Below are 22,551 nucleotides of genomic sequence, written 5' to 3' on the forward strand. Positions count from 1 at the left end.
CGGTGCTTTCGATGACTTATAGCTCGTGTGCCCAGGGCGGGTTGGCCCCGGCGCGGGATACGGTGACGGCGGCGACCTTGCCGCCCAGTTCCAGCGCGGCGCGCAGGTCGTCGGGCGAGATCGCGCGGAGCGCCTGTTTGGTCAGCAGCCCGGCGCGGTGCAGTTGCGCCAGAACCCCGGCGTTGAACGTATCGCCCGCGCCCACCGTGTCGACCACCTGAACCGGCGTGACCGGCACTGAAACCGTGCGGCCATCGGCCAGATACCCGGTCGCGCCCTGGCTGCCGCGCGTGACGATCACCACGGCGGGGCCCGCCTGCAGCAGCAGCGGCACTTTTTCCTCCAGCGTTTCGGGGCCGGGGACGATCCAGTCCAGATCTTCGTCCGAGACCTTGACGATATCGGCCTGCGCGATCATCCGGTTCAGGCGGGTGCGGTAGCGGGTCTGGTCCTGGATGAAGTCTGGGCGGATGTTGGGGTCGATCATCACCGCGCGCTCGGCCCCGTGGCGGTCCAGCAGGGCGGCATAGGCATCGGCGCAGGGCTCGCAGGCTAGGCTGATGCCGCCGAAATACAGCGCCGAGGTCGCGCTCAACTGGTCCGGCATGTCCTCGGGGCGCAGCATCCGCCCGGCCGAGTTTTCATCGACGAAGGTATAGGTTGCGTGCCCGTCCTGCAGTTGTACGAAGGCCAGCGTGGTCGGACGGTCCGAAAGAACAACCTGCGAGCCGTCCACATGACTGTCTTTCAGGGCCTGCGCCAATTGCTGGCCGAACATGTCGCTCGACAACCCTGTCAGCATTCCGGCAGGCGCACCAAGCCGGCCCAGGGCGATGGCGGTGTTGAACACCGCGCCACCCGAATGCGGCACGAAACCTTGCGCGTCCGAAACCGTCGGTTCCGCGATCATGTCGATCAGGGCCTCGCCACAGCACAGGATCATGTCCCGGCTCCTTCCTTCTGCAAAGATCAGGCGGTGAGTTTACCGCGCGAGCGCATTTTTGCAGAAGTTGTTAGCGCCAACAATGCCAAATTCAGCCTGTTCCGACACATAAACGCCAAAGCCTTGCCGCAGCGCGTCGAACCGGCCGCCGGCGTTGAAGGCGGCCAGGAAGTCGTCGCCGAACAGCCAGCGGTTCTTCTCGGCCACGCCGCCCACAAGGAAGACGCCGCCGGTGGGCATCACGGTGACGGCCATGTCGCCCATCACGGCACCCAGATGGGTGGTGAAGATCTGCGCGGCGCGCATGGCGAGCGGATCGGACCCGTCGCGCGCGGCCTGCAGGATGTCCCTGGCGGGCAGGACGGGCGTCTCGGGCTGGCCTGCGGCCATGCCCACGGCACGATACAGGATCGGCAGGCCCGTACCGCTGAGGAACATCTCGGCCTCGAGCGTCAGGCTGTCGCCAAAGAAACACTCGGGCGCGATCCGGCGGGCGGCTTCGAACACGTCCACTTCGTCGCGGGTGCGGGGTGACAGGCCGACATGGCCGCCCTCGCCCGAGACGGTGTGATAGTGGCCTTCGGAATACAAAAGCGCGCCGACACCCAGCCCGGTGCCGGGGCCGACCACCAGTCGGGTGCCCTTTGGCGGGGTTGGATCGCCCTGCAGGGCCTGCACGTCATCGCCGGTGATCTCGGCCACCGACCACGCGGCGGCGGTGAAGTCGTTGATGACAAAGGTGTGGTCCGCGCCGGTGGCCGTGGCGATGTCGGCCTCGGACAGATCCAGATTGGCATTGGTCAGGCGGATCGTGCCATTGCGCACCGGGCCTGCGCCCGCGGCGACCACGGCGCGCGGCGGCGTTCCGATCTCGGTGCACAGGTCGTGCAGGGCGGCCAGAAACTCGGGCAGGGTGCCGGTGGGCGATTTGCGCAGATCGGTGAGCGTGCCATTGGTGACGACCCCCAGCCGCGTGTTGGTGCCGCCGATATCGGCCACCAGGTTCCAGTGGTCGTGCATCGCGCCCCTGGGCTGCGCCATCGGCACCGAGACCGGATCGCCCTGAGCCAAAGCGGCCTGCATCGCCCGGAACGAGGCCTTGGGGCGCCGTTCCAGCGTGTCGAAATCGACATCGACCAGGCCGAACCGCTTCTCGTATCCCAGCGCCCATTCGTAATTGTCCAGCAGCGACCAGATGAAATAGCCCGTGACCGGGACGCCCTGATCCAGCGCGTCCTGCACCGCGGCCAGATGCTGATTCAGATAGTCGATGCGGTCGTCATCCTGCTGCCGCTCGGGGCTGGCCATGCCGTTTTCGGTGACATAGATCGGCAGATCGCCCGTGTAGTCCCGGGCCGTACGGGTCAGGAACCGGGTCAGCGCGCCTGGTTCGATCTCCCAGCCCATCTGCGTCTTGGGCAGGGGGCCGGGGACCTCTTGCAGGCTGGGCCAGGGAGTGTCGGCGGGCGCGATCAGCTTGCGGGTATAGTAGTTCAGCCCGCACCAGTCGACCGGCGTGCCGATCGTGTCGAAATCGTCCTGCCACCCGTCGGGCAGGTGGGCCTGCAACCCCTGCAGGACGTTCTCGGGGTAGGCCTTGTTGAAAACGCCGCCCAGGAAGAACCGGTTGTAGATACCGTCGTACAGATCGGCGGCTTCGCGGGCCTCGGGGGTGTCATCGGCAGGTTCGGCCCATTCCAGGTTGAACACCGCGCCCAGGTTCGACATGCCAAGGCCCCGCATCGCCTGAATCGCGCGGCCGTGGGCCAGAAGGACGTGATGCATGGCGCGGGCCGTGGCGCGGATGTCGCGCAGGCCGGGGGCGTGGTGGCCTTCGAAATGGCTCAGCCAGCTGACGCACCAGGGCTCGTTGATCGGGGCGACGCTGTACATGCGGTCGCCGATGCGGCCCATGATGATCTCGGTGAAATCGGCGAACCAGTCGGCGATGTCGCGGTTGCGCCAGCCGCCCAGATCAGCCAGCGGCGAGGGCAGTTCCCAGTGATAAAGTGTGGCGCAGGGGCGGATGCCGCGTTCCAGTAGGGCGTCGGCCAGTCGGTCATAATAGTCCAGCCCGGCCTGGTTCACCGGCCCGCGCCCTTCGGGCAGCACGCGCGCCCAACTGGTGGAAAAGCGATAGCAGTCGAACCCGGCCTCGCGGATCAGGTCGAAATCCTGTTCGTATCGGTGCAGGTGGTCGCAGGCCAGATCGCCGTTTTCGGCGCGCACCACGTTGCCGGGCGTGGCCGCGAAACTGTCCCAATGGGTCGGGCCGGCGCCACCCTGTGCGTGGCCTTCGATCTGATAGGCCGAGGTTGCGACACCAAAGAGGAAGTCTTTGGGGAAATCAGCGCGGGTGTATTTCATGTTCAGAACCTGTTGGGGGCGGGACCAGTCGAGCCGCCGACTACCAGTTCGGCCTCGAGCAATCTAGTCTTGGCCGGGTCGTGGGGCGCGCGGATGCGCTCGATCAGCATCTCGGCGGCCAGTTCGCCGGCGTGGCGCACCGAAGACCGGGTGGCGGTAAAGATCGGAACGTCCTGCCCGTTCTTCAGATAGGACAGGTCGTCGTCATGGGCGATCACCGACACGTCGCGGCCCATCTTCAGCCCGGCCTCGTCCAGCGCGCGCCGCACCCCGATCGCCGAGATCATCGACGAGGTCAGGATCGCGGTCGGCGGATCGTCCAGCCGCAGCATGTCGCGGGTTTCGTGATGGCCATAGACTTCGGTCATTTCGGCGCTGCGCATCAGGGCCGGGTCGGGCGACAGGCCGGCCTGTTTCAGCGCCTCGAGATACCCGTCGCGGCGCCTTTGGGCAAAATCCATGTCTTCCAGACCGTTGATCAACGCGATCCGCCGGTGGCCCAGGTCGATCAGAAAGCGGGTCGCACGCAGGAACGAGCTTTTGTTGTTCACGTCGATCCAGTCATAGGGCACGCTGACGCCGGTCGACCGGCCATGCACGATGAACGGCACCTGCATCCGAGTCAGAACCTCGATCCGCGGCTCGTTCACCTTGGGGCCCTGCAGCACCACGCCGTCGACCGCACCGCGTTGGAACAGGCTGCGATAGGCGTCTTCGATCGAGGTGTCGTCGGCATTGGTGAACATCATGTCGTAGCCGTGCTCGGCATATTTCTTGACCGCGCCGGCGACGAAATCGCCGAAGATCGGGTTCACCATCTCGTGGCGCGACGAGCTGGGGATCACGTGGCCGATCACCATCGAACGACCCGTCGCCAGCCCCTTGGCGCGGGCGTTCGGTCGATAGCCATGTTTGGCCGCCGCCGCCTGAACCCGCATGCGAGTCTCTTCATTCACTTCTGGGTAACCGTTCAGCGCGCGGCTGACCGTCGTCTGCGACAAACCCAGGATCTGAGAGAGCTGTTTGAGGTTCATAGCGGTTTCAAAACGCTTTCAATGCTTGTGTGCGCCCTGTTGTGTGGGGATTTGCCGCTTGCGTCAAGTTGTTTTGCCATTATCCGCGATACGCTAGGAAAACATGGACGCAGTCTGCCTGCGCCGAAATCTAGTCATTGACAGGGGCAGCATGTTAGCGGATAACGGCCGCATTCAAAGCGCTTTGAAAAATGAGTCTCACACGCGCGGACACAGTTGGGAGGAAAATCAATGAAACACTCGCTTTTGGCAGGTGCGGCCACGTTCGCCCTGGTGGCGGGCGCGGCACAGGCCGAAAAGGTCACCGTGTTCGGCCCATGGCTTGGTCCGGACCAGGAAAATGTCGAAAAGGTTCTGGACGGATTTGCCGCTGCCACCGGCCATGAATATGCCTATGTCGGGTCGGACAGCTTCGAGCAGCAGATCCGCATCGACGCCGAGGCCGGGTCGGCCCCGAACATCGCCGTGTTCCCCCAGCCGGGTCTGGCGGCCGACATGGCGAAAGCCGGGTTTCTGACACCGCTTGCTGACGGGACCGCCGACTGGATCCGGGACAACTATGCCGCGGGCCAGTCCTGGGTCGACCTGGGCGCCTATGCCGGACCGGACGGCCAAGATCATCTCTACGGCTTCTTCTACAAGGTCGATGTGAAATCGTTGGTCTGGTACGTGCCCGAGAACTTTGAGGACGCTGGCTATGAAGTTCCGACCACGATGGAAGAACTCAAAGCCCTGACCGACCAGATCGTCGCCGATGGCGGCACCCCCTGGTGCATCGGCCTGGGGTCGGGCGGCGCGACCGGTTGGCCTGCGACCGACTGGGTCGAGGACATGATGCTGCGCACCCAGTCCCCCGAGGATTATGACGCGTGGGTTGCCAACGAGCTGAAGTTCAACGACCACAAGGTCGTGGCCGCGATCGAGGAATTCGGCGCATTCGCCCGCAATGACGACTATGTCGCCGGCGGGGCCGGTGCGGTTGCAACCACGGATTTCCGCGACAGCCCCAAAGGCATGTTCAGCTCGCCGCCGCAGTGCTACATGCACCGTCAGGCCTCGTTCATCCCGGCTTTCTTCCCCGAAGGCACGGTCGTGGGTGAAGATGCCGATTTCTTCTACTTCCCGGCCTATGAAAGCAAGGATCTGGGCAGCCCGGTTCTGGGCGCGGGCACCCTGTGGGCGATCACCAATGACAGCCCCGCAGCGCATGACCTGATCGCCTATCTGCAGACGCCCGAGGCGCACGAGACCTGGATGGCGCTCAGCGGCTTTTTGACCCCGCACAAGGGTGTCGATACCTCGGCCTTCTCGGATCCGACACTGAAGAAGATGAACGACATTCTTCTGGGGGCGACCACTTTCCGCTTTGACGGGTCCGACCTGATGCCGGGTGCGGTTGGGGCAGGCACGTTCTGGACGGGAATGGTCGACTATGCCGGTGGCAAACCCGCGCAAGACGTGGCGGACGAGATCCAGGCGTCTTGGGACGCGATCCAGTAAAGCCGTGAAACCGGGCAACCCGGCCTTCGGGTTGCCCGACCCATTGTCGCCAGGGAGGGTGACATGCATCCCGCATTGCAAGGTCTGCTGACGATCGCCATCGGCGTATCCGGCTGCGTTGGTTACTTCTACTTGTCCAACCAGTTTCTGGACAAGATTCTGTTCCCGCCGCGCGGCCCGAACGCCGGACGCAACATCAATCGGGCAAACATGGTCCGGCCATGGTTGTTTCTTTTGCCCGCTCTGGTCGCGCTGGGGCTGTACCTGGCCTACCCTGTGGTGGAAACGCTACGCCTGTCCCTGACCGACCGGGTGCCCGGCGGCGGATACGAGTGGGTGGGTCTGGACAACTACGCCCAGATGATGGGAGAGCCCAAATTCTGGGAAGCGATGCGTAACAACATGCTGTGGCTGATCGTGGTCCCGGCGCTGTCGACAGCATTTGGCCTGTTGGTCGCCCAGCTGACCGACCGCATCCGCTGGGGCAATGTTGCCAAATCTCTGATCTTCATGCCGATGGCGATCTCGTTCGTGGGCGCATCGGTGATCTGGAAGCTTGTCTATGACACCCGTCCGGTCGAGCAGGACCAGATCGGCATGCTGAATGCCCTGTACATCTTCTTTGGCGGAACCGACCCGCAGACCTGGCTGACGATCCCGTTCTGGAACAATTTCTTCCTGATGATCGTGCTGGTCTGGATTCAGACGGGCTTTGCCATGGTGATCCTGTCGGCGGCCCTGCGCGGTATTCCCGAAGAAACGGTCGAGGCCGCCATTCTGGATGGCGCAAGCCCGTTCCAGATCTTCTTCAAGATCAAAGTGCCGCAGATCAAGACCACGATTCTGGTTGTGTGGACCACGATCACCATCGTCGTGCTGAAGGTGTTCGACATTGTTTTCGCCATGACCAACGGCCAGTGGGAGACACAGGTCTTGGCCAACTACATGTTCGACAAGCTGTTCCGCGCCAATGACTGGGGCGTGGGCTCGGCCTCGGCCATGGTGATCATGCTGCTGGTGACGCCGATTCTTGTCTGGAACGTGCGCAACGCGCGCAAGGAAATGGAATAGGGGGTGCGTCATGAGTGAGATCGCAGGAACCCGCCCGGCGCTCAGATGGGCCGTACATGCCTCGGTCCTGTTTCTGGTGGTGCTGTGGGTGGTGCCAACGCTGGGCCTGTTCATCTCGTCCTTCCGCACGGCGGACCAGATCGCGACCAGCGGCTGGTGGCGGGCGGTTTTCCCGTCCGAGCAGAACCTGACGCTGCGCAGCGCCGCGCCCGACACCCAGGTGCAGGAAAACGGCCTGTATGTGATCGAGGGCAACCTGTTCGACGCCGGAACCAAGGCGCGCATCTCGAAATGGGGCATCAGCTCGCGCGAGATCGATGCGTTTGAGCCGGGCCAGACCGCCGAACTGCGCAAGGGCGGTACGATCACCGTTCAGGCCAATGGCGACTACCGGATGGAGAACAGCCAGGAATTCACCGGCAGCCGTGGGTCGCGCGTCTTCGTGACCGCCGAACTGCCGCCCGAATTCACGCTGGACAACTATCACAAGGTCCTGCTGGCCGAGGACAGTACCGACAGCATGGCCAAGGCGTTCTTCAACACGTTGACGGTCACGATTCCGGCCACGATCATCCCGATCCTGGTGGCGGCTTTCGCGGCCTATGCGCTGGCCTGGATGGATTTCCCGGGCCGTGCGCTGTTGATCGCCGCGGTGGTCGGTCTGCTGGTGGTGCCCTTGCAGTTGGCGCTGATCCCGCTGCTGAAATTCCACCTGAACATCGGCATCGGCAAAGGGTATCTGGGCGTCTGGCTGGCCCATACCGGCTTTGGCATGCCGCTGGCGATCTATCTTCTGCGCAACTACATGGCCGGGCTGCCCCGCGACCTGATCGAGAATGCGCGGGTCGATGGCGCCACCGAATTTCAAATCTTCACCAAGCTGATCCTGCCGCTGAGCTTTCCGGCGCTGGCCTCGTTCGCCATCTTCCAGTTCCTGTGGACATGGAACGACCTGCTGGTGGCCAAGGTGTTCCTGATCGACGCATCCGGCGAGACTACCGTGATGACCAACAGTATCGTCGAGCTTTTGGGCACCCGTGGCGGCAACTGGGAAATCCTGGCCACGGCCGCATTCGTGTCGATCGCGGTGCCGCTGGTCGTCTTCTTTGCAATGCAGAAATACCTGGTCCGCGGATTGCTGGCCGGTTCAGTCAAATAAGGGCGTGTGATGAACGTGCAGAACAACGTGGACCTCAAGCACTCAACCAAGACGGCGTCCGACTGGTGGCGCGGCGGCGTGATCTATCAGATCTACCCGCGCAGCTTTCAGGACAGCAATGGCGACGGCATCGGAGACCTGCGGGGCATTACCCAGCGGCTGGATTACATCGCTGGTCTGGGGGTCGATGCGATCTGGATCTCGCCCTTCTTCAAGTCGCCGATGAAGGATTTCGGGTACGATGTCAGCGACTATCGCGCCATCGATCCGATGTTCGGCACGATGGAGGATTTCCAGACGTTGCTGGACCGCGCCCATGGTCTGGGTCTGCGGGTGATGATCGACCTGGTTCTGTCGCATACCTCGGACCAGCATCCGTGGTTCGTCGAAAGCCGCAGCAACCGCGAAAACCCCAAGGCCGACTGGTATGTCTGGGCCGACCCCAAGCCTGACGGGACCCCGCCCAACAACTGGCTGTCGATCTTCGGCGGCTCGGCCTGGCAGTGGGATACGCGCCGGCAGCAGTATTACCTGCACAACTTCCTGACCTCGCAGCCGGACCTGAATTTCCACAACCCCGATGTACAGGACGCGCTGCTGGACGTGGCGCGGTTCTGGCTGGACATAGGCGTTGACGGGTTCCGACTGGACACGATCAACTTCTACTTCCACGACGCGCAACTGCGCGACAACCCGGCGCTGCCGCTGGATCAGCGCAACGCAACCATCGCGCCGATGGTCAACCCCTACAACCATCAGGACCACCTGTATTCCAAGAGCCAGCCCGAAAACATCGCCTTCCTAGAACGGCTGCGCGCTTTGACCGATCAATATGACGGCCGCGCCTGTCTGGGCGAGGTGGGCGACGCACAGCGCGGGCTTGAGATCATGGGCGAATACACCCGGGGCGACAAGCGTATGCACATGTGCTATGCCTTTGAATTTCTGGAAAAACGCCGCCTGACGGCAGAATACACCAAGCATGTGTTCGACCAGCTTCTGTCCAAGGCCGGCGACGCCTGGCCGTGCTGGGCGTTCTCCAACCACGACGTGCAGCGCCACGCCTCGCGTTGGGATCTGGACGAGGCCGGCATCCGCCAGCACGCGGTTCTGATGATGTGCCTGCGCGGCTCGGCCTGCCTGTATCAGGGCGAAGAGCTGGGCTTGCCCGAGGCCGACGTGCCCTTTGAGCACCTGCAGGACCCCTATGGCATCGAGTTCTGGCCTGAATACAAGGGCCGCGACGGCTGCCGCACGCCCATGGTCTGGGCCGCGCAGGACGAACAGTCGGGCTTTACCACCGGTGCGCCCTGGCTGCCCGTCAGCATCGCGCAGGCCGAGCGCGCCGTGGACCGGATGGACGCCGACCCGCAGTCGGTGCTGAACCATTATCGCCGCGCCATCGCTCTGCGCCATGAATATCCGGCGCTGATGTCGGGCACCCAGTCCGACATGCGCGAAACCGGCCCGATCCTCAGCTTCCTGCGCGAGGATGATACCCAGCAGGTGTTCTGCGCCTTCAACCTGGGAGATGGCGCCGCGGAAATCGACCTGCCCGAAGGCAACTGGCGCTGCATCGGTCAGGATCTGGGCGCTGTCGAGGCGCAGGGCAGCGCCACGCTGGCGCCGTCGCAATTCTGCCTGATGGTCCGAGAGAAAGGGTAACCCATGTCCGAGCTCAAGCTGACCGATGTCGCCAAGACCTATGGCAATGTCGATGTCCTCAAGGGCATCAACCTCGAAATCGAGCGCGGCGAGTTGATCGTGTTCGTCGGCCCCTCGGGCTGCGGCAAGTCCACCCTGCTGCGGATGATCGCGGGGCTGGAACGCATTTCGGGCGGGACGCTGGAGATCGAGGGGCAGGTGATGAACGACGTGCCCCCGGCACAGCGCGGCATCGCCATGGTGTTCCAAAGCTACGCGCTGTATCCGCACATGACCGTGCGCGAGAACATGGCCTTTGCCCTGAAAATCGCCAAGATGCCCACCGATCAGATCGACGCGGCGGTGAACCGCGCGGCGCAGATCCTGCAGTTGGAACCGTTCCTGGACCGGTTGCCCAAGGCCCTGTCGGGCGGTCAGCGTCAGCGGGTCGCCATCGGCCGGGCCATCGTGCGCGACCCCAAGGTCTATCTGTTCGACGAGCCGCTGTCGAACCTGGATGCCGCCCTGCGGGTGGCCACGCGGATCGAGATCGCGCGCCTGAAAGAGGCGATGCCTGACAGCACGATGATCTATGTCACCCACGACCAGGTCGAGGCAATGACCCTGGCCAGCCGGATCGTGGTTCTGGCCAACAAGGGTATCGCGCAGGTCGGCACGCCGCTGGAACTGTACGAGACGCCTGACAATGAATTCGTGGCCCAGTTCATCGGCTCGCCCGCCATGAACCTGCTGCCGGGCACGATCACCGGCACCGGTGCCACCACGACCGTCGCGCTGGACTGTGGCGGCACGGCAGTTTCGGCCATCCCGACCCAGGACGCCGACGCCGGCAAGAAGGTCAACGTGGGTGTGCGGCCCGAGGATCTGGTGGTCGCCGACGGTGACCCCATCGTGACCGGGACCGTGGACTTTACCGAAGCGTTGGGCGAGGTGACGCTGCTCTATTTCGCGAAAGCCCCCGGCGCTGAGTCGGTGATCGGCAAACTGCCGGGCATCCATCGTGGCTTGCGTGGTCAGACGGTTTCGGTGACTGCCGCGCCGGAGAAGATCCACCTGTTTCATGACGGCCGGTCAATGCGCAAATAGCTCCGACCGCGTCGTGATTCTGGTCTGAATTCGTCGCAAATCGATTTTTGCGGCTGAAATGGTGCGCATCGATTAGGCGGCTGCGTAAAAAATTCGCGTGATCTCCCTTCGCGACATGAGGCCAGTTCCGATGCGCCGTTAGGTATCGTCGGCCCTTTTGATATATGATCCTTGCGCGAATTCCCGCAGAGTCGCGTGCTGTTTGGGCAGGCTCCGGGCTTGGGCTTCCGAGGGAACTGGACCTAAGAATTTCGCAAACTGTCACTTTTTGGACTGACGGGGCGACCGCAAAACTCTAACGTGACGCACGGATAAAAAACAAAACTCAGTCCAAACACGGGAGAAACACGAATGACCAAATCGTCAAACTTCAGCCGTCGTACGGTGTTGAAAGGGGCCGGCGCAGCTGCGCTGGCGGCACCTCTGTACAGCAAAAGCGCCCTTGCATCTTCGGGCGAAGTCAACATCCTGATGTGGTCGGATTACCTGCCGCCCAGCTTCATCGAAGAGTTCGAAACCCTGACCGGGATCAAGGTGAACTACACCGGAATTGGCTCGAACGAAGAGATCATCAACAAGATGAAGGCCACCAAGGGCCAGGGCTTTGATATCGTTTCGCCGACCAACAACCGCTCGCTGCAGTGGGAGCCGCTGGAGCTTCTGCAGCCGTTCGACATGAACAGGGTCCCGATCGACAAGGTCAACCCGGCGATGGCCAAGATCGGCACCGATGCCTGGAACTTTGGTGACAGCGGCGCGCATTGGCTGCCGCATATCTGGGGTACCGAAGGCATTGCCTATCGCACCGACCTGTGGCTGCCCGAGGGCGACGCTCCGTCCTATGGTGACGTCTGGTCGGAAGAAAACGCCGGCAAGACCATGGGTCGCGCGCATTCGATGATGTTGGGCGCGGGTCTGTACATGGAGCGCATCGGCGAGATGGAGCCCGGCTCGGTCTGGGCCGCATATGGCGACGAAGACACCATGCGCAAGGTCTGGGGTCAGATCACCGACTGGTGCATCGCCCGCAAGGACCGGATCAAACTGATCTGGAACGATGCCGACACCCAGAAGAACGGCCTGCTGAACGAAGGGGTTGTCGTCGGACAGACTTGGGATGGTCCGCCGCTGGCACTGAAATCCGCTGGCGAACCGGTGCACTACCAGGCTCCGGTCGAGGGTGCGATGGCTTGGGTCGACGGTATTTCGATGCCGACCGGCGCAACCAATATCGACCAGGTCTACGCCTTCATTGACTTCGCCTATCAGGCCAAGCCGGCCGGTGTCGCAATCGACAGCCACGGCTACAACTCGCCGGTTCTGGGTGCCGACCAGTATTCGGGCGACACCTACAAGAAGAACTTTGCCGAGGCCTATCCGGGCGACTCGCTGGCCAACCTGAACCCGTGGCCTGCCGAAGCACCGTGGTATGCCGAGACCCGGACCGAGTTCGTCAACAAGTTCAAGAGCGCCTGATCGCCTTGAGATCGCGCCCCTCGCGTTGTCGCGCGGGGGGCCTTTGGACCCCGCACGCGTTTGCCCCGCGTGACGGACAACGATGCGGTGCGGCCTGAGGCTGCATCACAGGGAGATACCAAAAATGAGTGCAGGGATCGGAGTTGATCTGGAAAACCTGTGGATCCGCTTCGGCGATTTTGTCGCTGTGCGAGATGCGAACGTGAACATCAACGGGGGCGATTTCTTTTCGTTCCTTGGGCCTTCGGGCTGTGGCAAGACCACGATCCTTCGGGCGGTCTCGGGGTTCCTCGAGCCCAGCGAAGGCAATGTCCTGATCGGCGGCAAGAACATGAAGGGCATCGGGCCGAACAAGCGTCCTACTGCGCTGATCTTTCAGAACCTCGCGCTGTTTCCGCTCATGAAGGTGTGGGAGAACATAACTTTTTCGATGGAGATCAAAGGGGCCAGTGCCGCCGAACGGCGCAAACGCGCGGACGAGCTGCTGGACATGATCGCGCTGCCGGGCCAGGGCGACAAGCTGCCCAGCGAATTGTCGGGCGGCCAGCGCCAGCGTGTCGCCATCGCGCGCGCCCTCTGCGCCGAACCGGACGTGCTGCTGCTGGACGAACCGCTATCGGCGCTGGACCTCAAGTTGCGTCAGCACATGCGCACCGAACTGCGTGAGATCCAGCAGCGTGTGGGCATCACCTTCATCTACATCACCCATGACCAGGGCGAGGCCCTGACCATGTCTGACAACATCGCCGTGATGCGCGCTGGCGTGATCGACCAGATCGCCGACGGCAAGACCATCTACAACGACCCGACAACCGCTTTTGCCGCCTCGTTCGTGGGCGAGAACAATGTCTTCCGCGGCAAGGTCAAAAGAGTGATGGGCGAAGAGGCCCTGATCTCGACCAACCGGTCCGGCGATCTGGTGGCGCGGATATCGACCGCCAATCAGGGCAAGTTGGCCGAAGGTGACGACGCCATGATGTTCATCCGACCCGAGGCGTTCTCGATTGCACCCGAGGGGACGAGCGGCGATCACTTCGTCACGGCGCGGGTAACCCACGAGGAATTCGAAGGCAACGTCTTCAACATCTTCACCGAAGGAGAGGGCGGCAAGGAGATCAAGGTCTCGATCCCGAACCACGGGCAGTCGTTCAAAGATCACACCGGGCAGAACATCACGCTGGAATACGAAACCCGCAACGCGGTTGTCGTTCCGGCGGGTGAGCTGGCTGCGGAATAAGGAGGCCCGACGATGCCTGGCTTCCTCAGGGACTTCTTCAACCGCAACGGTTTCGGCATGGGGCTCGCGATTTTGGGGCTTGTCCTGTTCTGGACGATCGGCCTGATCATCCTGCCGCAGCTGTCGATGCTGGACTTTTCCTTCCGTCCCAACCTGCCGCCCCCGGAAATCGGTGGCCCCAAGGACGTGTACACGCTGGAGAACTACAAATATCTGATCTACGGGCCGGAAGGCGGTAGCCAGTCCTACAACGCCGTTGATCTGCGCGTGTTCTTCCGGACGTTGATCGCCGCGGTCTGCGTGACGATCTTCAACCTGATCATTTGCTATCCGATTGCCTATTACCTGGGTCAGTCCAAGGGCAATCACATTCGTATCTTCGCGATCATGCTGATCATCCCCTATTGGATCAACGAGATCCTGCGTGCCTTTGCGCTGCGCATCATCTTCGGAGAAACCGGCGTTCTGAACACGCTGTTCGTCGGATTGGGGATCTGGGACACGCCGTTCGATTTCATCCGCAACGACATCGCGCTCTATGCGGGCCTCGGCTACGCGTACATCCTCCTGATGATCTTCCCGATGTACAACGTCATCGAAAGCCTGGATGGAAACCAGATCGAAGCGGCGCGCGACTTGGGCGCTCCGTGGTGGCGGATCCACTGGAGGGTGGTCATTCCCTATGCCAAGCCTGGCATCAGTTCCGGCTGTACGATGGTGTTCATGCTGTCGGCCGGTGCGCTGGCCGCACCGCAAATCCTGGGTGGGCCGTCCAGTCTGTGGTTCACGCAGCTGATCTATCAGCAGTTCAATGACAACAACGACTGGCCACAAGGCGCAGCCTACGCCATCGTTCTGCTGGTCACCTGTATCCTGTTCGTGTTGGCAATGATGCGCCTGTTCAAGGTGAACATGGGGGATATCGGGAAATGAACATCTCCTTCCTCCGTATCAGCATCTGGGTCTATCTGGCGATCTTCTTCGCCTACCTGCTGGGTCCGCTGGTGATCATGTCGATCACCGCCTTCAACTCGTCCGGTTTCCCGCGCATGAGCCCGTGGGAATGCCTGACCTTCCAGTGGTTCGGCGAGTTGTTTCAGGACCAACGCATCCTGAACGGCATCAAGAACTCGTTGATCATTGGCGCGGGAACCGTGGTTCTGTCGGTGGCGATGGGCTTGGCTGGAGCGCTGATGCTGACCCAGATCTGGCCCAAGCTGCGCGCCACCTACTACACGATCATCATCGCACCGATCCTGATCCCGGGCGTTGTTCTGGGTATCTCGACGCTGGTCTTCTGGGACCGGATCAACCGGATGCTGGGGCTGGGCGCCGACAGCTTTTTGTCGAACGGCATTTTCCTGACCGTGATTGGCCAATCCACCTTCATAGCCAGCTATTGCATGTTGGTTCTGGTGGCCCGGTTGCAGCGATATGACCTGGCGCTGACCGAGGCGGCACTGGACCTTGGTGCAACGCATGCACAGGCGTTTCGCAAGATCCTGCTCCCGTTCATGCGCCCGGCGATTGCTTCGGCGGCGGTGCTGGCGTTTCTTGCCTCGTTCGAGAACTACAACACCACCACCTTCACGTTCGGCGAATATCCGACACTGACAATCGAACTGGCTCAAAAGGTGCGCTACGGCATTACACCCGCGATTTCGGCGCTGGCCTTTATCATCGTGGCGCTGACCGTGTTCTTCGCCCTGTTGAACGAAGCCAAGTTGAAGCGTCAGGAACTGGTCGCCGCCGCGCGCAAGGAAGCCACGGTCGAGGAGCTTGCGGGCAAGATCAAGTTGCCCAGCTTTTTCTCGGGGAACATGGCGGCCGTGCTGCTGGTCATGTTTGCCGTGGCAACGATCACTGTCGTCGGGACGGCCATGGCTTACAACCCGGCCCAGTGCATCGCGGACGTCAAGGAAGAAAAGCGTTTGGAAGCCGAGCAGCGCATTCAGGAATTGCGCAAGCAACGCGAGGAGCAGCGCAAGCAGCGCGAGGCCGAGCAAGGCGACGCGCAGCAATCCACGCCCAAACCGTCGAACAACAGCGGTTTTGGCAATGTGTTCGCTCCGAACACATTGGGTGGTCAGGACGACGAAAGCTCAGCCGAGTCTGACGATCAGCCTTCGGGCAACAGTGGGTTCGGCAATGTCTTCGATCCAAACAGTCTGAAGACCGACGAGTAGGAAGAAGCGCCTACCAGAGCACCACATCCGCCCGGTTCAGGTTCATTCCTGGCCGGGCGGATTGCGTTTCAGGATAGCGACTCCGCAGGCAGCGATGCTGTGGCCGTTCCAATCCACCGGTGTGGCGTTGTAGTTGATCAGGAAGTCATGGGTCGCGGTCTCGCGCCGCCGCAGGCCGGGCGCCATCTGGTGCAAGGGCAGCCCGACTTTCTGCGCCGCCATCTCAACGATCCGGTCCCAAAGGTCTTCGTCCGGGAACCCGGCCAGGTACCAAAGCTGGTCACTGCCCTTGAGCGCCGGAGTCCCGTCTTCGAAGGTCAACAGATCGGGCGCGTGGCCGGTCAACCGCTCGACCCAGTGTTGCGCCGCTCCGCCGCCCTGAACCGGGCGGGTGATCTCGGGCGGTAGGGATTCCACCAGCGCCACGTCGCAGTCCAACGCCTGCAGGCCGGGGCGGCCTTGGGCCGGGATCTGGAAATCAGCCGTGATTGCTCCGGCGCGCGGGCCCAGAACCGTCAGTTTCGCAGCCGCCCGCAGGCGGTCGGCCAGCGCGTCGTCCAGCGTGGCCAGACCGGAGGCGAGGATCAGATCATAGTCGGCGTCGTCCAAGCCCGTGGTCGGAACGACATCGACCGACAGCCCGGCGCGGCGCAGTGCGCGATAAGCGGAAAACACCAGCCGAAAATAGTTGAACCCAGCGCCCTGCGGCTGTGTCGCCCAGGCCCAGTCCGACGGATAGTCGAACAGGATGGCCACCCGCGCCTGCACCGGTTCGACCGGTCCCAGAGCGGCCAGATCTTCGGCCGTCTGCTGCGCCTCGGCCAGACCTGGGGCAGGGTGGTTGTTCGGCGTCAGCAAGCCCGCGTGCATCTGTTCCTGTGCATAAGGCGCCTGCCGCCAGCGGAAATAGCTGACCACCTCGGCCCCGTGGGCCACGGCCTCGAGCGACCAGAGCCGCACCATGCCTGGCAGGGGGGCCGGATTGTAGGGCGCCCAGTTCACCGGTCCGGGCTGCTGTTCCATCACCCACCAGCGGCCGCGCCCGACGGCGCGGTACAGATCGTGGTGAAAGGCCTGCATGTCCGGGTCGCCCTGCTGCAGATAGGCCGCCTTGTGCGCCGCGTCGGCCTCGAGCCGATCGGACAGAAACCCGATCGGGTAGCTGTCCCAGGTAGCGATATCTAGATCGGCGCCCACCTCGAAATGGTCGAAATCTAGAACCCGGCCCATGTAGTTGTGCAGCAGCGGCGCGTCGGTCAGGGGCCGCAGCGCCTGAACCTGGGCCCGGTTGAAGGCCACCACCTGATCCGAGCTGAACCGGCCGAAGGCCAGCACATGCGCGGGGTTGGGTTCGGTCACGGTCAGGTTGGGCAGGTCGATCTGATCGAAATCGCCGTATTCCATAGACCAGAACACATTGCCCCAGGCCGCGTTCAGCGCCTCGACCGAGCCATAGCGTTTGGCCAGCCAGCGGCGGAAGGCCTGCCGCGCAGGCTCGCTGTAGCTGACGGTGGTGTCGTGGCAACCATATTCATTGTCGATTTGCCAGGCGGCCACATGCGGGTTGTGGCCATAGCGTTCGCCCATGATCCGGGCGATGCGGACGCATTCCTCGATATACCCGGGATGGCTGAAACAATAGTGACGGCGCGAGCCGAACTTGCGCGGCTGCCCGTTTTCGTCCACCGCCAGCATGTCCGGGTGCCGGTCCAGCATCCAGCGCGGCGGCGTGGCGGTTGGGGTTCCAAGCACCACTTTCAGCCCGGCTGCACCAAGGGTTTCGATGGCCTGGTCCAGCCAGTCGAATGTCAGCCGGCCCGGTTCCGGCTCCATCCGGCTCCATCCGAATTCGCCGATCCGGACCCAGCGCAGACCGGCCTCGGCCATGCGCGCGGCATCTTCGGCCCACATCGACTGGGGCCAATGTTCGGGGTAATAGCAAACGCCAAGTTCGGGGTTCATAGGATGACTCTGTGTTCTGCCTGACCTTGGCCCGCGTTTTCGGCGGCAAAGGTCATTCCGTTGGTGGGGTGCGATGCGATGGTGTCCGCATCCAGCCCTTCACGGGCCGAGGTGCAGAACAGCGTCGTCAGATCCGGCCCGCCGAAAGCGGGGCACGAGGTATGGGCCGCCGCGAAACGCACCGCGCGCAGGAAGGTTCCGCCGGCGTCATAGGCCGCGACCCGCGCCGCGCCCCATTGCGCGAGCCATAGGTTGCCCGCGGCATCGACGACCGCGCCATCGGGGTTCAGCCCCTCGGTGCGCAGGTCCAAAAACACCGCGCTGTCGCCCTCGGGCCAGCCGGTTTCCGGGTTCAGTGCCCAGCGGCGCACCTGCCCGGTGGCCGTGTCGCAGAAATAGGCGCAGGACCGGTCGGGCGCGAAACTGATCGCGTTCGAGATGGTCACGTCCGGAACCAGCTGCCGCAGCTCACCCCGCCAAAAACGATAGATCGCCCCCGCGCCCGGTTCCGCGCGCTTGCCCATGGTGCCGATCCAGAAACCGCCCCACGGATCAGCCCGCCCGTCATTCGAGCGGGTCACCGGGTTGTCGGCCTCGAGCGCGACGATGCGGTCCTTGTGGCCGGTCTCAAGCCCGAGCGTCCACAGGCCGGTTTCCGACGCGATCAGCAGCGTGTCGCGGTCGATCCAGCCCGCGGCCGAGACGTGCTCGGCAAAATCCCAGCTTTGCGGGCCACCCGCGTCGCGGGTCATCAGGCGCTTGTTGACGATGTCGAACCAGAACAGCTGTTGCCGTTCGGGGTGCCACAGCGGGCCTTCGCCCAACTCGCACGGGCGGTCGTCAAAGACCTGGCTCATCGCGCGGCCTCGTCAAAGGCGGCGACGATCTGGCGGGCGTTTTCGGCGATCTGGTCCACGGACATGCCGGGTTTGAACAGGGCCGAGCCGATGCCGAAACCGTCGGCCCCGGCCTTGAGCCAGTCGCCGAAATTCTCGGGCCCCGCGCCGCCCACGGCATAGACCTGCGTGCCCTTGGGCAGGATCGGGCGCATGGCCGCCAGCCCCACCGGTCCGGCCATCACCCCGGGAAACAGTTTCAACCCGGTGGCTCCGGCGCGCAGGGCGACGAAGGCTTCGGTCGGGGTATAGACCCCGGGCCAGCTTTGAAGGCTCAGATCCACCGTGCGCGCGATAACCTCGGCATCGCAATTTGGCGACACGATCAGCTTGCCGCCAACGGCGGCCACCTGTTCGACTTCGTCCACGGTCAGGACGGTTCCGGCCCCGACCAGCGCGCGGTCGCCGATCGAACGGGCCAGACGGCCGATGCTGTCCAGCGGGTCGGGCGAGTTCAGCGGAACCTCGATCCGGTCGATTCCGGCGTCCAAAATGGCTTGGCCGACGGCCTCGGCCTGTGCCGGTTCAAGCCCTCGCAGAATGGCGATGATGGGGCGGCTCATGCGGTTTGCCTCGTGAGGGTGCGGGCCTGCAGCAGACCGGCCAGCGTGGCTTGGGTCGCGTCGGCGGTTTCGACGAATGCGCCCTGCTGCTGCAGCGCGGTGGCATAGATGTTCGACAGGGCCTCGGCCCCGATGATGGCCAGTTGCTGACCCAGCCAATAGGGGCGGGTGGCGGCCAGTTCGGCACCGATCAGAGCGCCCGACAGGCGGGCGCGGGCGGTGGCCGGATCTTGGCCGTGCAGCAGGTCGGCCGCGCGCAGCCCGAACAGCCGCCCGGCCAGTTGCTCGGGCTTGGACAGCGTGTCCGCCACGGCCGTGGCAAAGGCGTCGTCGTCCCAGCCTTCGCCCACCGAGTGTTTCAGCACCGAGTGCTGGCCCAGCAGATCGAACAGTTCACCCGTCATGAAGGTGCGGAAACTGACGACCTCGCCGGCGCTGACCTGCACCCATTTGGTGTGGGTGCCGGGCAGGCAGATCACGCCATCCCAATGCGGGCGCGTGGACAGGTAGCCGGCGATCTGGGTTTCCTCGCCGCGCATCACGTCGGCGGGATCGCCCTGTTTCAGGCCGGGTACCACGAAGGCGCGGATGCGTGGATCGGTGCCGGGCACGCGCACCGGAACGGTCGAGATCGGCTTGGCCGGCACCGCCACATAGGGCGCCTCGACCCAGCCTTGCCGGGCACCGACCATGCCGCAGGCGATCACGTCGACGGGCGCCACGCCAAGCCAGCCCTGGACCAGCGTGAGCAGCGCGTCCTGGAACTGATCCCGGCCCAGCGTTGCCATGCCCCGGTCGCATTGGGCGTGGTCCAGCACCGTGTCGCCCTGCATCGCCCAGGCGCGCAGATGCGAGGTGCCCCAGTCTACTGCGATCCACTCGGTGTTCATGTCCTCACCCCGTTGTGACCACGCCGCCATCGACGACCATGCATTGCCCGGTCATGGCGCGGCTGGCAGTCGATGCCAGGAACAGCGTCGGCGCGATCATGTCGTCCGGGCTCAGATGTTCCTTCAGGCACTGTCGATCCATATGCGCGGCCAGATCCTCGGGCGTGGCCCACATGTCCAGTTGTTTCTGCGTCAGCACCCAACCGGGCGCCAGCGCGTTGACGCGGATGTTCTTCAGCCCCAGCTCGCGCGCGAGCGAGCGGGTCATGCCGGTGATTCCGGCGTTGGCCGTCGTATAGATCGGATAGCCCGCATTGCCCATCATGTAGCTGATCGAACTGAAGTTGATGATCGACCCGCCGGTTTCGGCCATCTGGCGCGCGGCCTGCTGGCAGGCAAAGTAATAGGCCTTGAGGTTGACCGCGATCATCCAGTCCCAAAACTCGGTCGTGGTTTCCTCGAGGCTGTGGCGCTTGTCGTTTGCGGCATTGTTGACCAGCACGTTCAGCGGACCGTGGGCCTCGGCGGCCTTGGTCATGGTTTCGTGCAGCAGCGCGGTGTCGGTCATGTCGCCCTGCAGGAACAAGGGCGCGCGGCCGTGCTTGGCGCGCATCTCTTCGACGAATGCGCTGGCGTCGGACCGGCCGATGAAGGCGACCTTTGCGCCCTGGGCCAGGAACCCGTCGGTCAGGGCCGCGCCCACGCCCGACCCGCCGCCGGTGATGAAGACGGACGTGCCGTCGAGGTCATGGAAGGTTGCTGGCTGGGTCATCAATGGCTCTCTCTGGTCACAAGGCGGGTGTCCTTGCCCACCAGGAAATCAAGGTCGGCGCCCTGATCGGCCTGAAGGACATGGTCGATATACAGCTTGGCATAGCCGCGGGTGTAATGCGGGTCGTCGGGCCGCCAGGCCGCACGGCGGGCCGCCAGTTCCTGTTCGTCGACCAGCAGTTCCAACTCGCCCTTGCTGGCCGAGACGCGGATGTGGTCGCCGGTTTTCACCAGCGCCAGAGGACCGCCCGCCTGCGCCTCGGGGCTGACATGCAGGATCACGGTGCCGAAGGCGGTGCCCGACATGCGTGCGTCGGAAATGCGGATCATGTCGCGCACGCCCTGTTTCACCAGCTTGGCGGGGATCGGCATGTTGCCGACCTCGGGCATGCCCGGATAGCCCTTTGGCCCGCAGCCCTTGAGCACCAGGATGGTCTCGGGCGTTACAGGCAGGTCGTCGCGGTCGATATTGGCCTTCAGGTCCTCGATGCTGTCGAAGACATAGGCCTCACCTTCCGTTTCCAGCAGGCTGTCGGTGGCGGCCGAGGGTTTCACGATCGCCCCGTTCGGCGCCAGGTTGCCGCGCAGAACGCGCAGCCCGGCGGCCGGTTTCACCGGATCGTCAAAGGCGTGGATCACGTCACGGGCGAAGCATTCCGCGCCCCCATAGTGGGCCGAGATGTCCTTGTTCAGAACGGTGCGGGCCGGGCGCAGATGCGATTTCAGCTCGGACAGGACCACCGGCATCCCGCCGGCATAGCAGAAATCTTCCATCAGGTATTTGCCCGAGGGCATGCAGTTGACCAGCAGCGGAATGTCCGAGCCGATCTCGAAATCCTGCAGGGTCAGGTCCACGCCCACCCGGCCGGCCAGCGCCAGCAGGTGCACCACGGCGTTGGTGGACCCACCCACCGCGGCATTGGCCAGGATGGCGTTCTCAAACGCCGCCTTGGTCAGAATGTCCGACGGCTTGAGATCCTCGTCCACCATCTCGACGATGCGTTTGCCGGTCATGTGCGCCAGCGCCATCCGGCGGGCATCGACGGCGGGCAGAGCGGCGTTGGTGGGCAGGCTCATGCCCATCGCCTCGACCAGCGACGCCATGGTCGAGGCCGTGCCCATGGTCATGCACACGCCCTTGGACCGGCTCATGCCGGATTCGGCGTTCATGAAATCCTGCAAGGTCATCTCGCCGGCGCGCACGGCTTCCGAGAATTTCCAAACATCGGTGCCCGAGCCGATATCCTGACCGCGATACTTGCCGTTCAGCATCGGCCCCGAGCTGACCACGATGGTGGGCAGATCGACCGAGGCCGCGCCCATCAGCTGGCCGGGCGTGGTCTTGTCGCAGCCGCCCAGCAGCACCACGCCGTCGATGCCATAGGCGCGGATCGATTCCTCGACATCCATGGCCAGCAGGTTGCGGAACAGCATGGCGGTGGGCTTCATCTGGGTTTCGCCCAGCGACATCACCGGGAATTCGACCGGAAAGCCTCCGGCCTCCCACACGCCGCGCTTGACGCCTTCGGCGAGGTCGCGCAGGCCCGAGTTGCACGGCGTCAGTTCCGACCATGTGTTGCAGATGCCGATGATCGGGCGTCCGTCGAACGCATGATCGGGAAAGCCCTGGTTCTTCATCCACGACCGATGGATGAACCCGTCCTTGTCGAGCTTGCCGTACCAGTGCTGTGAGCGGCGTTTCTTCATGTCTTTGTTTCTTTTTCGTATTGGGTCGTGGTTTTCTT

General features: G+C 63.5%; 18 protein-coding genes and 1 pseudogene. 9 read left to right on the forward strand and 10 right to left on the reverse strand.

Features of this window, described 5'->3' with window-relative positions; all coding sequences use genetic code 11:
• Positions 1–16 precede the first annotated feature (16 nt).
• The 4 genes and pseudogenes from ACR0NB_RS16775 to ACR0NB_RS16790 form a co-directional block, all read right to left on the reverse strand.
• Positions 17–943: a carbohydrate kinase family protein gene (locus tag ACR0NB_RS16775; RefSeq protein ID WP_480776310.1), complete on the reverse strand. Its 927-nt coding sequence runs from the start codon at positions 941–943 to the stop codon at positions 17–19.
• A 39-nt stretch (positions 944–982) separates the two neighbouring features.
• Positions 983–2,026: a glucokinase gene (locus ACR0NB_RS16780; RefSeq protein WP_480776377.1), complete on the reverse strand. Its 1,044-nt coding sequence runs from the start codon at positions 2,024–2,026 to the stop codon at positions 983–985.
• Positions 2,012–3,310: pseudogene (locus ACR0NB_RS16785) on the reverse strand (GH1 family beta-glucosidase); the annotation flags it as partial. The gene ACR0NB_RS16780 and the pseudogene ACR0NB_RS16785, both read right to left, overlap by 15 nt.
• Positions 3,311–3,312: 2 nt before the next feature.
• On the reverse strand, positions 3,313–4,344 hold the full coding sequence (locus ACR0NB_RS16790; protein WP_093963166.1) for a LacI family DNA-binding transcriptional regulator: 1,032 nt from the start codon (positions 4,342–4,344) through the stop codon (positions 3,313–3,315).
• Between the two features lie 231 nt (positions 4,345–4,575).
• Between ACR0NB_RS16790 and ACR0NB_RS16795 the strand changes: the two genes are divergently transcribed.
• The 9 genes from ACR0NB_RS16795 to ACR0NB_RS16835 all read left to right on the forward strand — a co-directional run bounded on the left by ACR0NB_RS16795 (position 4,576) and on the right by ACR0NB_RS16835 (position 15,724).
• On the forward strand, positions 4,576–5,844 hold the full coding sequence (locus ACR0NB_RS16795) for an ABC transporter substrate-binding protein (RefSeq protein ID WP_480776311.1): 1,269 nt from the start codon (positions 4,576–4,578) through the stop codon (positions 5,842–5,844).
• Positions 5,845–5,907: 63 nt separating this feature from the next.
• Complete coding sequence (locus ACR0NB_RS16800; RefSeq protein ID WP_170359279.1) at positions 5,908–6,915, forward strand: carbohydrate ABC transporter permease; 1,008 nt, start codon at positions 5,908–5,910, stop codon at positions 6,913–6,915.
• 10 nt (positions 6,916–6,925) lie between these two features.
• Positions 6,926–8,074, forward strand: coding sequence for a carbohydrate ABC transporter permease (locus ACR0NB_RS16805; RefSeq protein ID WP_480776312.1), 1,149 nt, complete (start codon positions 6,926–6,928; stop codon positions 8,072–8,074).
• A 9-nt stretch (positions 8,075–8,083) separates the two neighbouring features.
• A complete protein-coding gene (locus tag ACR0NB_RS16810) occupies positions 8,084–9,739 on the forward strand; it encodes an alpha-glucosidase (protein WP_480776313.1) in 1,656 nt (551 codons plus the stop codon).
• A 3-nt stretch (positions 9,740–9,742) separates the two neighbouring features.
• The gene (locus ACR0NB_RS16815; protein ID WP_480776314.1) at positions 9,743–10,825 is read left to right on the forward strand and encodes an ABC transporter ATP-binding protein; all 1,083 of its coding nucleotides are present in this window, start codon (positions 9,743–9,745) and stop codon (positions 10,823–10,825) included.
• A 351-nt stretch (positions 10,826–11,176) separates the two neighbouring features.
• Positions 11,177–12,301: an extracellular solute-binding protein gene (locus ACR0NB_RS16820; RefSeq protein ID WP_170341827.1), complete on the forward strand. Its 1,125-nt coding sequence runs from the start codon at positions 11,177–11,179 to the stop codon at positions 12,299–12,301.
• Positions 12,302–12,425: 124 nt separating this feature from the next.
• Positions 12,426–13,538, forward strand: coding sequence for an ABC transporter ATP-binding protein (locus ACR0NB_RS16825; protein WP_170341232.1), 1,113 nt, complete (start codon positions 12,426–12,428; stop codon positions 13,536–13,538).
• A gap of 12 nt (positions 13,539–13,550) precedes the next feature.
• Positions 13,551–14,471, forward strand: coding sequence for an ABC transporter permease (locus ACR0NB_RS16830; RefSeq protein WP_170341829.1), 921 nt, complete (start codon positions 13,551–13,553; stop codon positions 14,469–14,471).
• Positions 14,468–15,724: an ABC transporter permease gene (locus tag ACR0NB_RS16835; RefSeq protein WP_480776315.1), complete on the forward strand. Its 1,257-nt coding sequence runs from the start codon at positions 14,468–14,470 to the stop codon at positions 15,722–15,724. Before ACR0NB_RS16830 ends, ACR0NB_RS16835 begins: the two co-directional genes overlap by 4 nt.
• A 42-nt stretch (positions 15,725–15,766) precedes the next feature.
• On the opposite strand, the gene ACR0NB_RS16840 is transcribed toward ACR0NB_RS16835, so the two are convergent.
• Genes ACR0NB_RS16840 through ACR0NB_RS16865 form a run of 6 tightly spaced genes read right to left on the reverse strand, consistent with a single transcriptional unit; the run spans position 15,767 to position 22,513 of the window.
• Entirely contained in the window at positions 15,767–17,686 is a 1,920-nt protein-coding gene (locus ACR0NB_RS16840; protein WP_480776316.1) for a beta-galactosidase, read from the reverse strand.
• Positions 17,683–18,543, reverse strand: coding sequence for an SMP-30/gluconolactonase/LRE family protein (locus tag ACR0NB_RS16845; protein ID WP_480776317.1), 861 nt, complete (start codon positions 18,541–18,543; stop codon positions 17,683–17,685). The genes ACR0NB_RS16840 and ACR0NB_RS16845 overlap by 4 nt, the downstream gene beginning before the upstream one ends.
• The gene (locus ACR0NB_RS16850; RefSeq protein WP_170367394.1) at positions 18,540–19,145 is read right to left on the reverse strand and encodes a 2-dehydro-3-deoxy-6-phosphogalactonate aldolase; all 606 of its coding nucleotides are present in this window, start codon (positions 19,143–19,145) and stop codon (positions 18,540–18,542) included. Before ACR0NB_RS16850 ends, ACR0NB_RS16845 begins: the two co-directional genes overlap by 4 nt.
• Entirely contained in the window at positions 19,142–20,035 is an 894-nt protein-coding gene (locus ACR0NB_RS16855; RefSeq protein ID WP_480776318.1) for a 2-dehydro-3-deoxygalactonokinase, read from the reverse strand. Before ACR0NB_RS16855 ends, ACR0NB_RS16850 begins: the two co-directional genes overlap by 4 nt.
• 4 nt (positions 20,036–20,039) lie before the next feature.
• Positions 20,040–20,807 (reverse strand): SDR family NAD(P)-dependent oxidoreductase, encoded by a 768-nt coding sequence (locus ACR0NB_RS16860; protein ID WP_480776319.1) that lies wholly within the window; start codon positions 20,805–20,807, stop codon positions 20,040–20,042.
• Entirely contained in the window at positions 20,807–22,513 is a 1,707-nt protein-coding gene (locus ACR0NB_RS16865; RefSeq protein WP_480776320.1) for an IlvD/Edd family dehydratase, read from the reverse strand. The genes ACR0NB_RS16860 and ACR0NB_RS16865 overlap by 1 nt, the downstream gene beginning before the upstream one ends.
• Positions 22,514–22,551: the final 38 nt, after the last annotated feature.

It is taken from the genome of Ruegeria sp. CG3, from assembly GCF_056537205.1.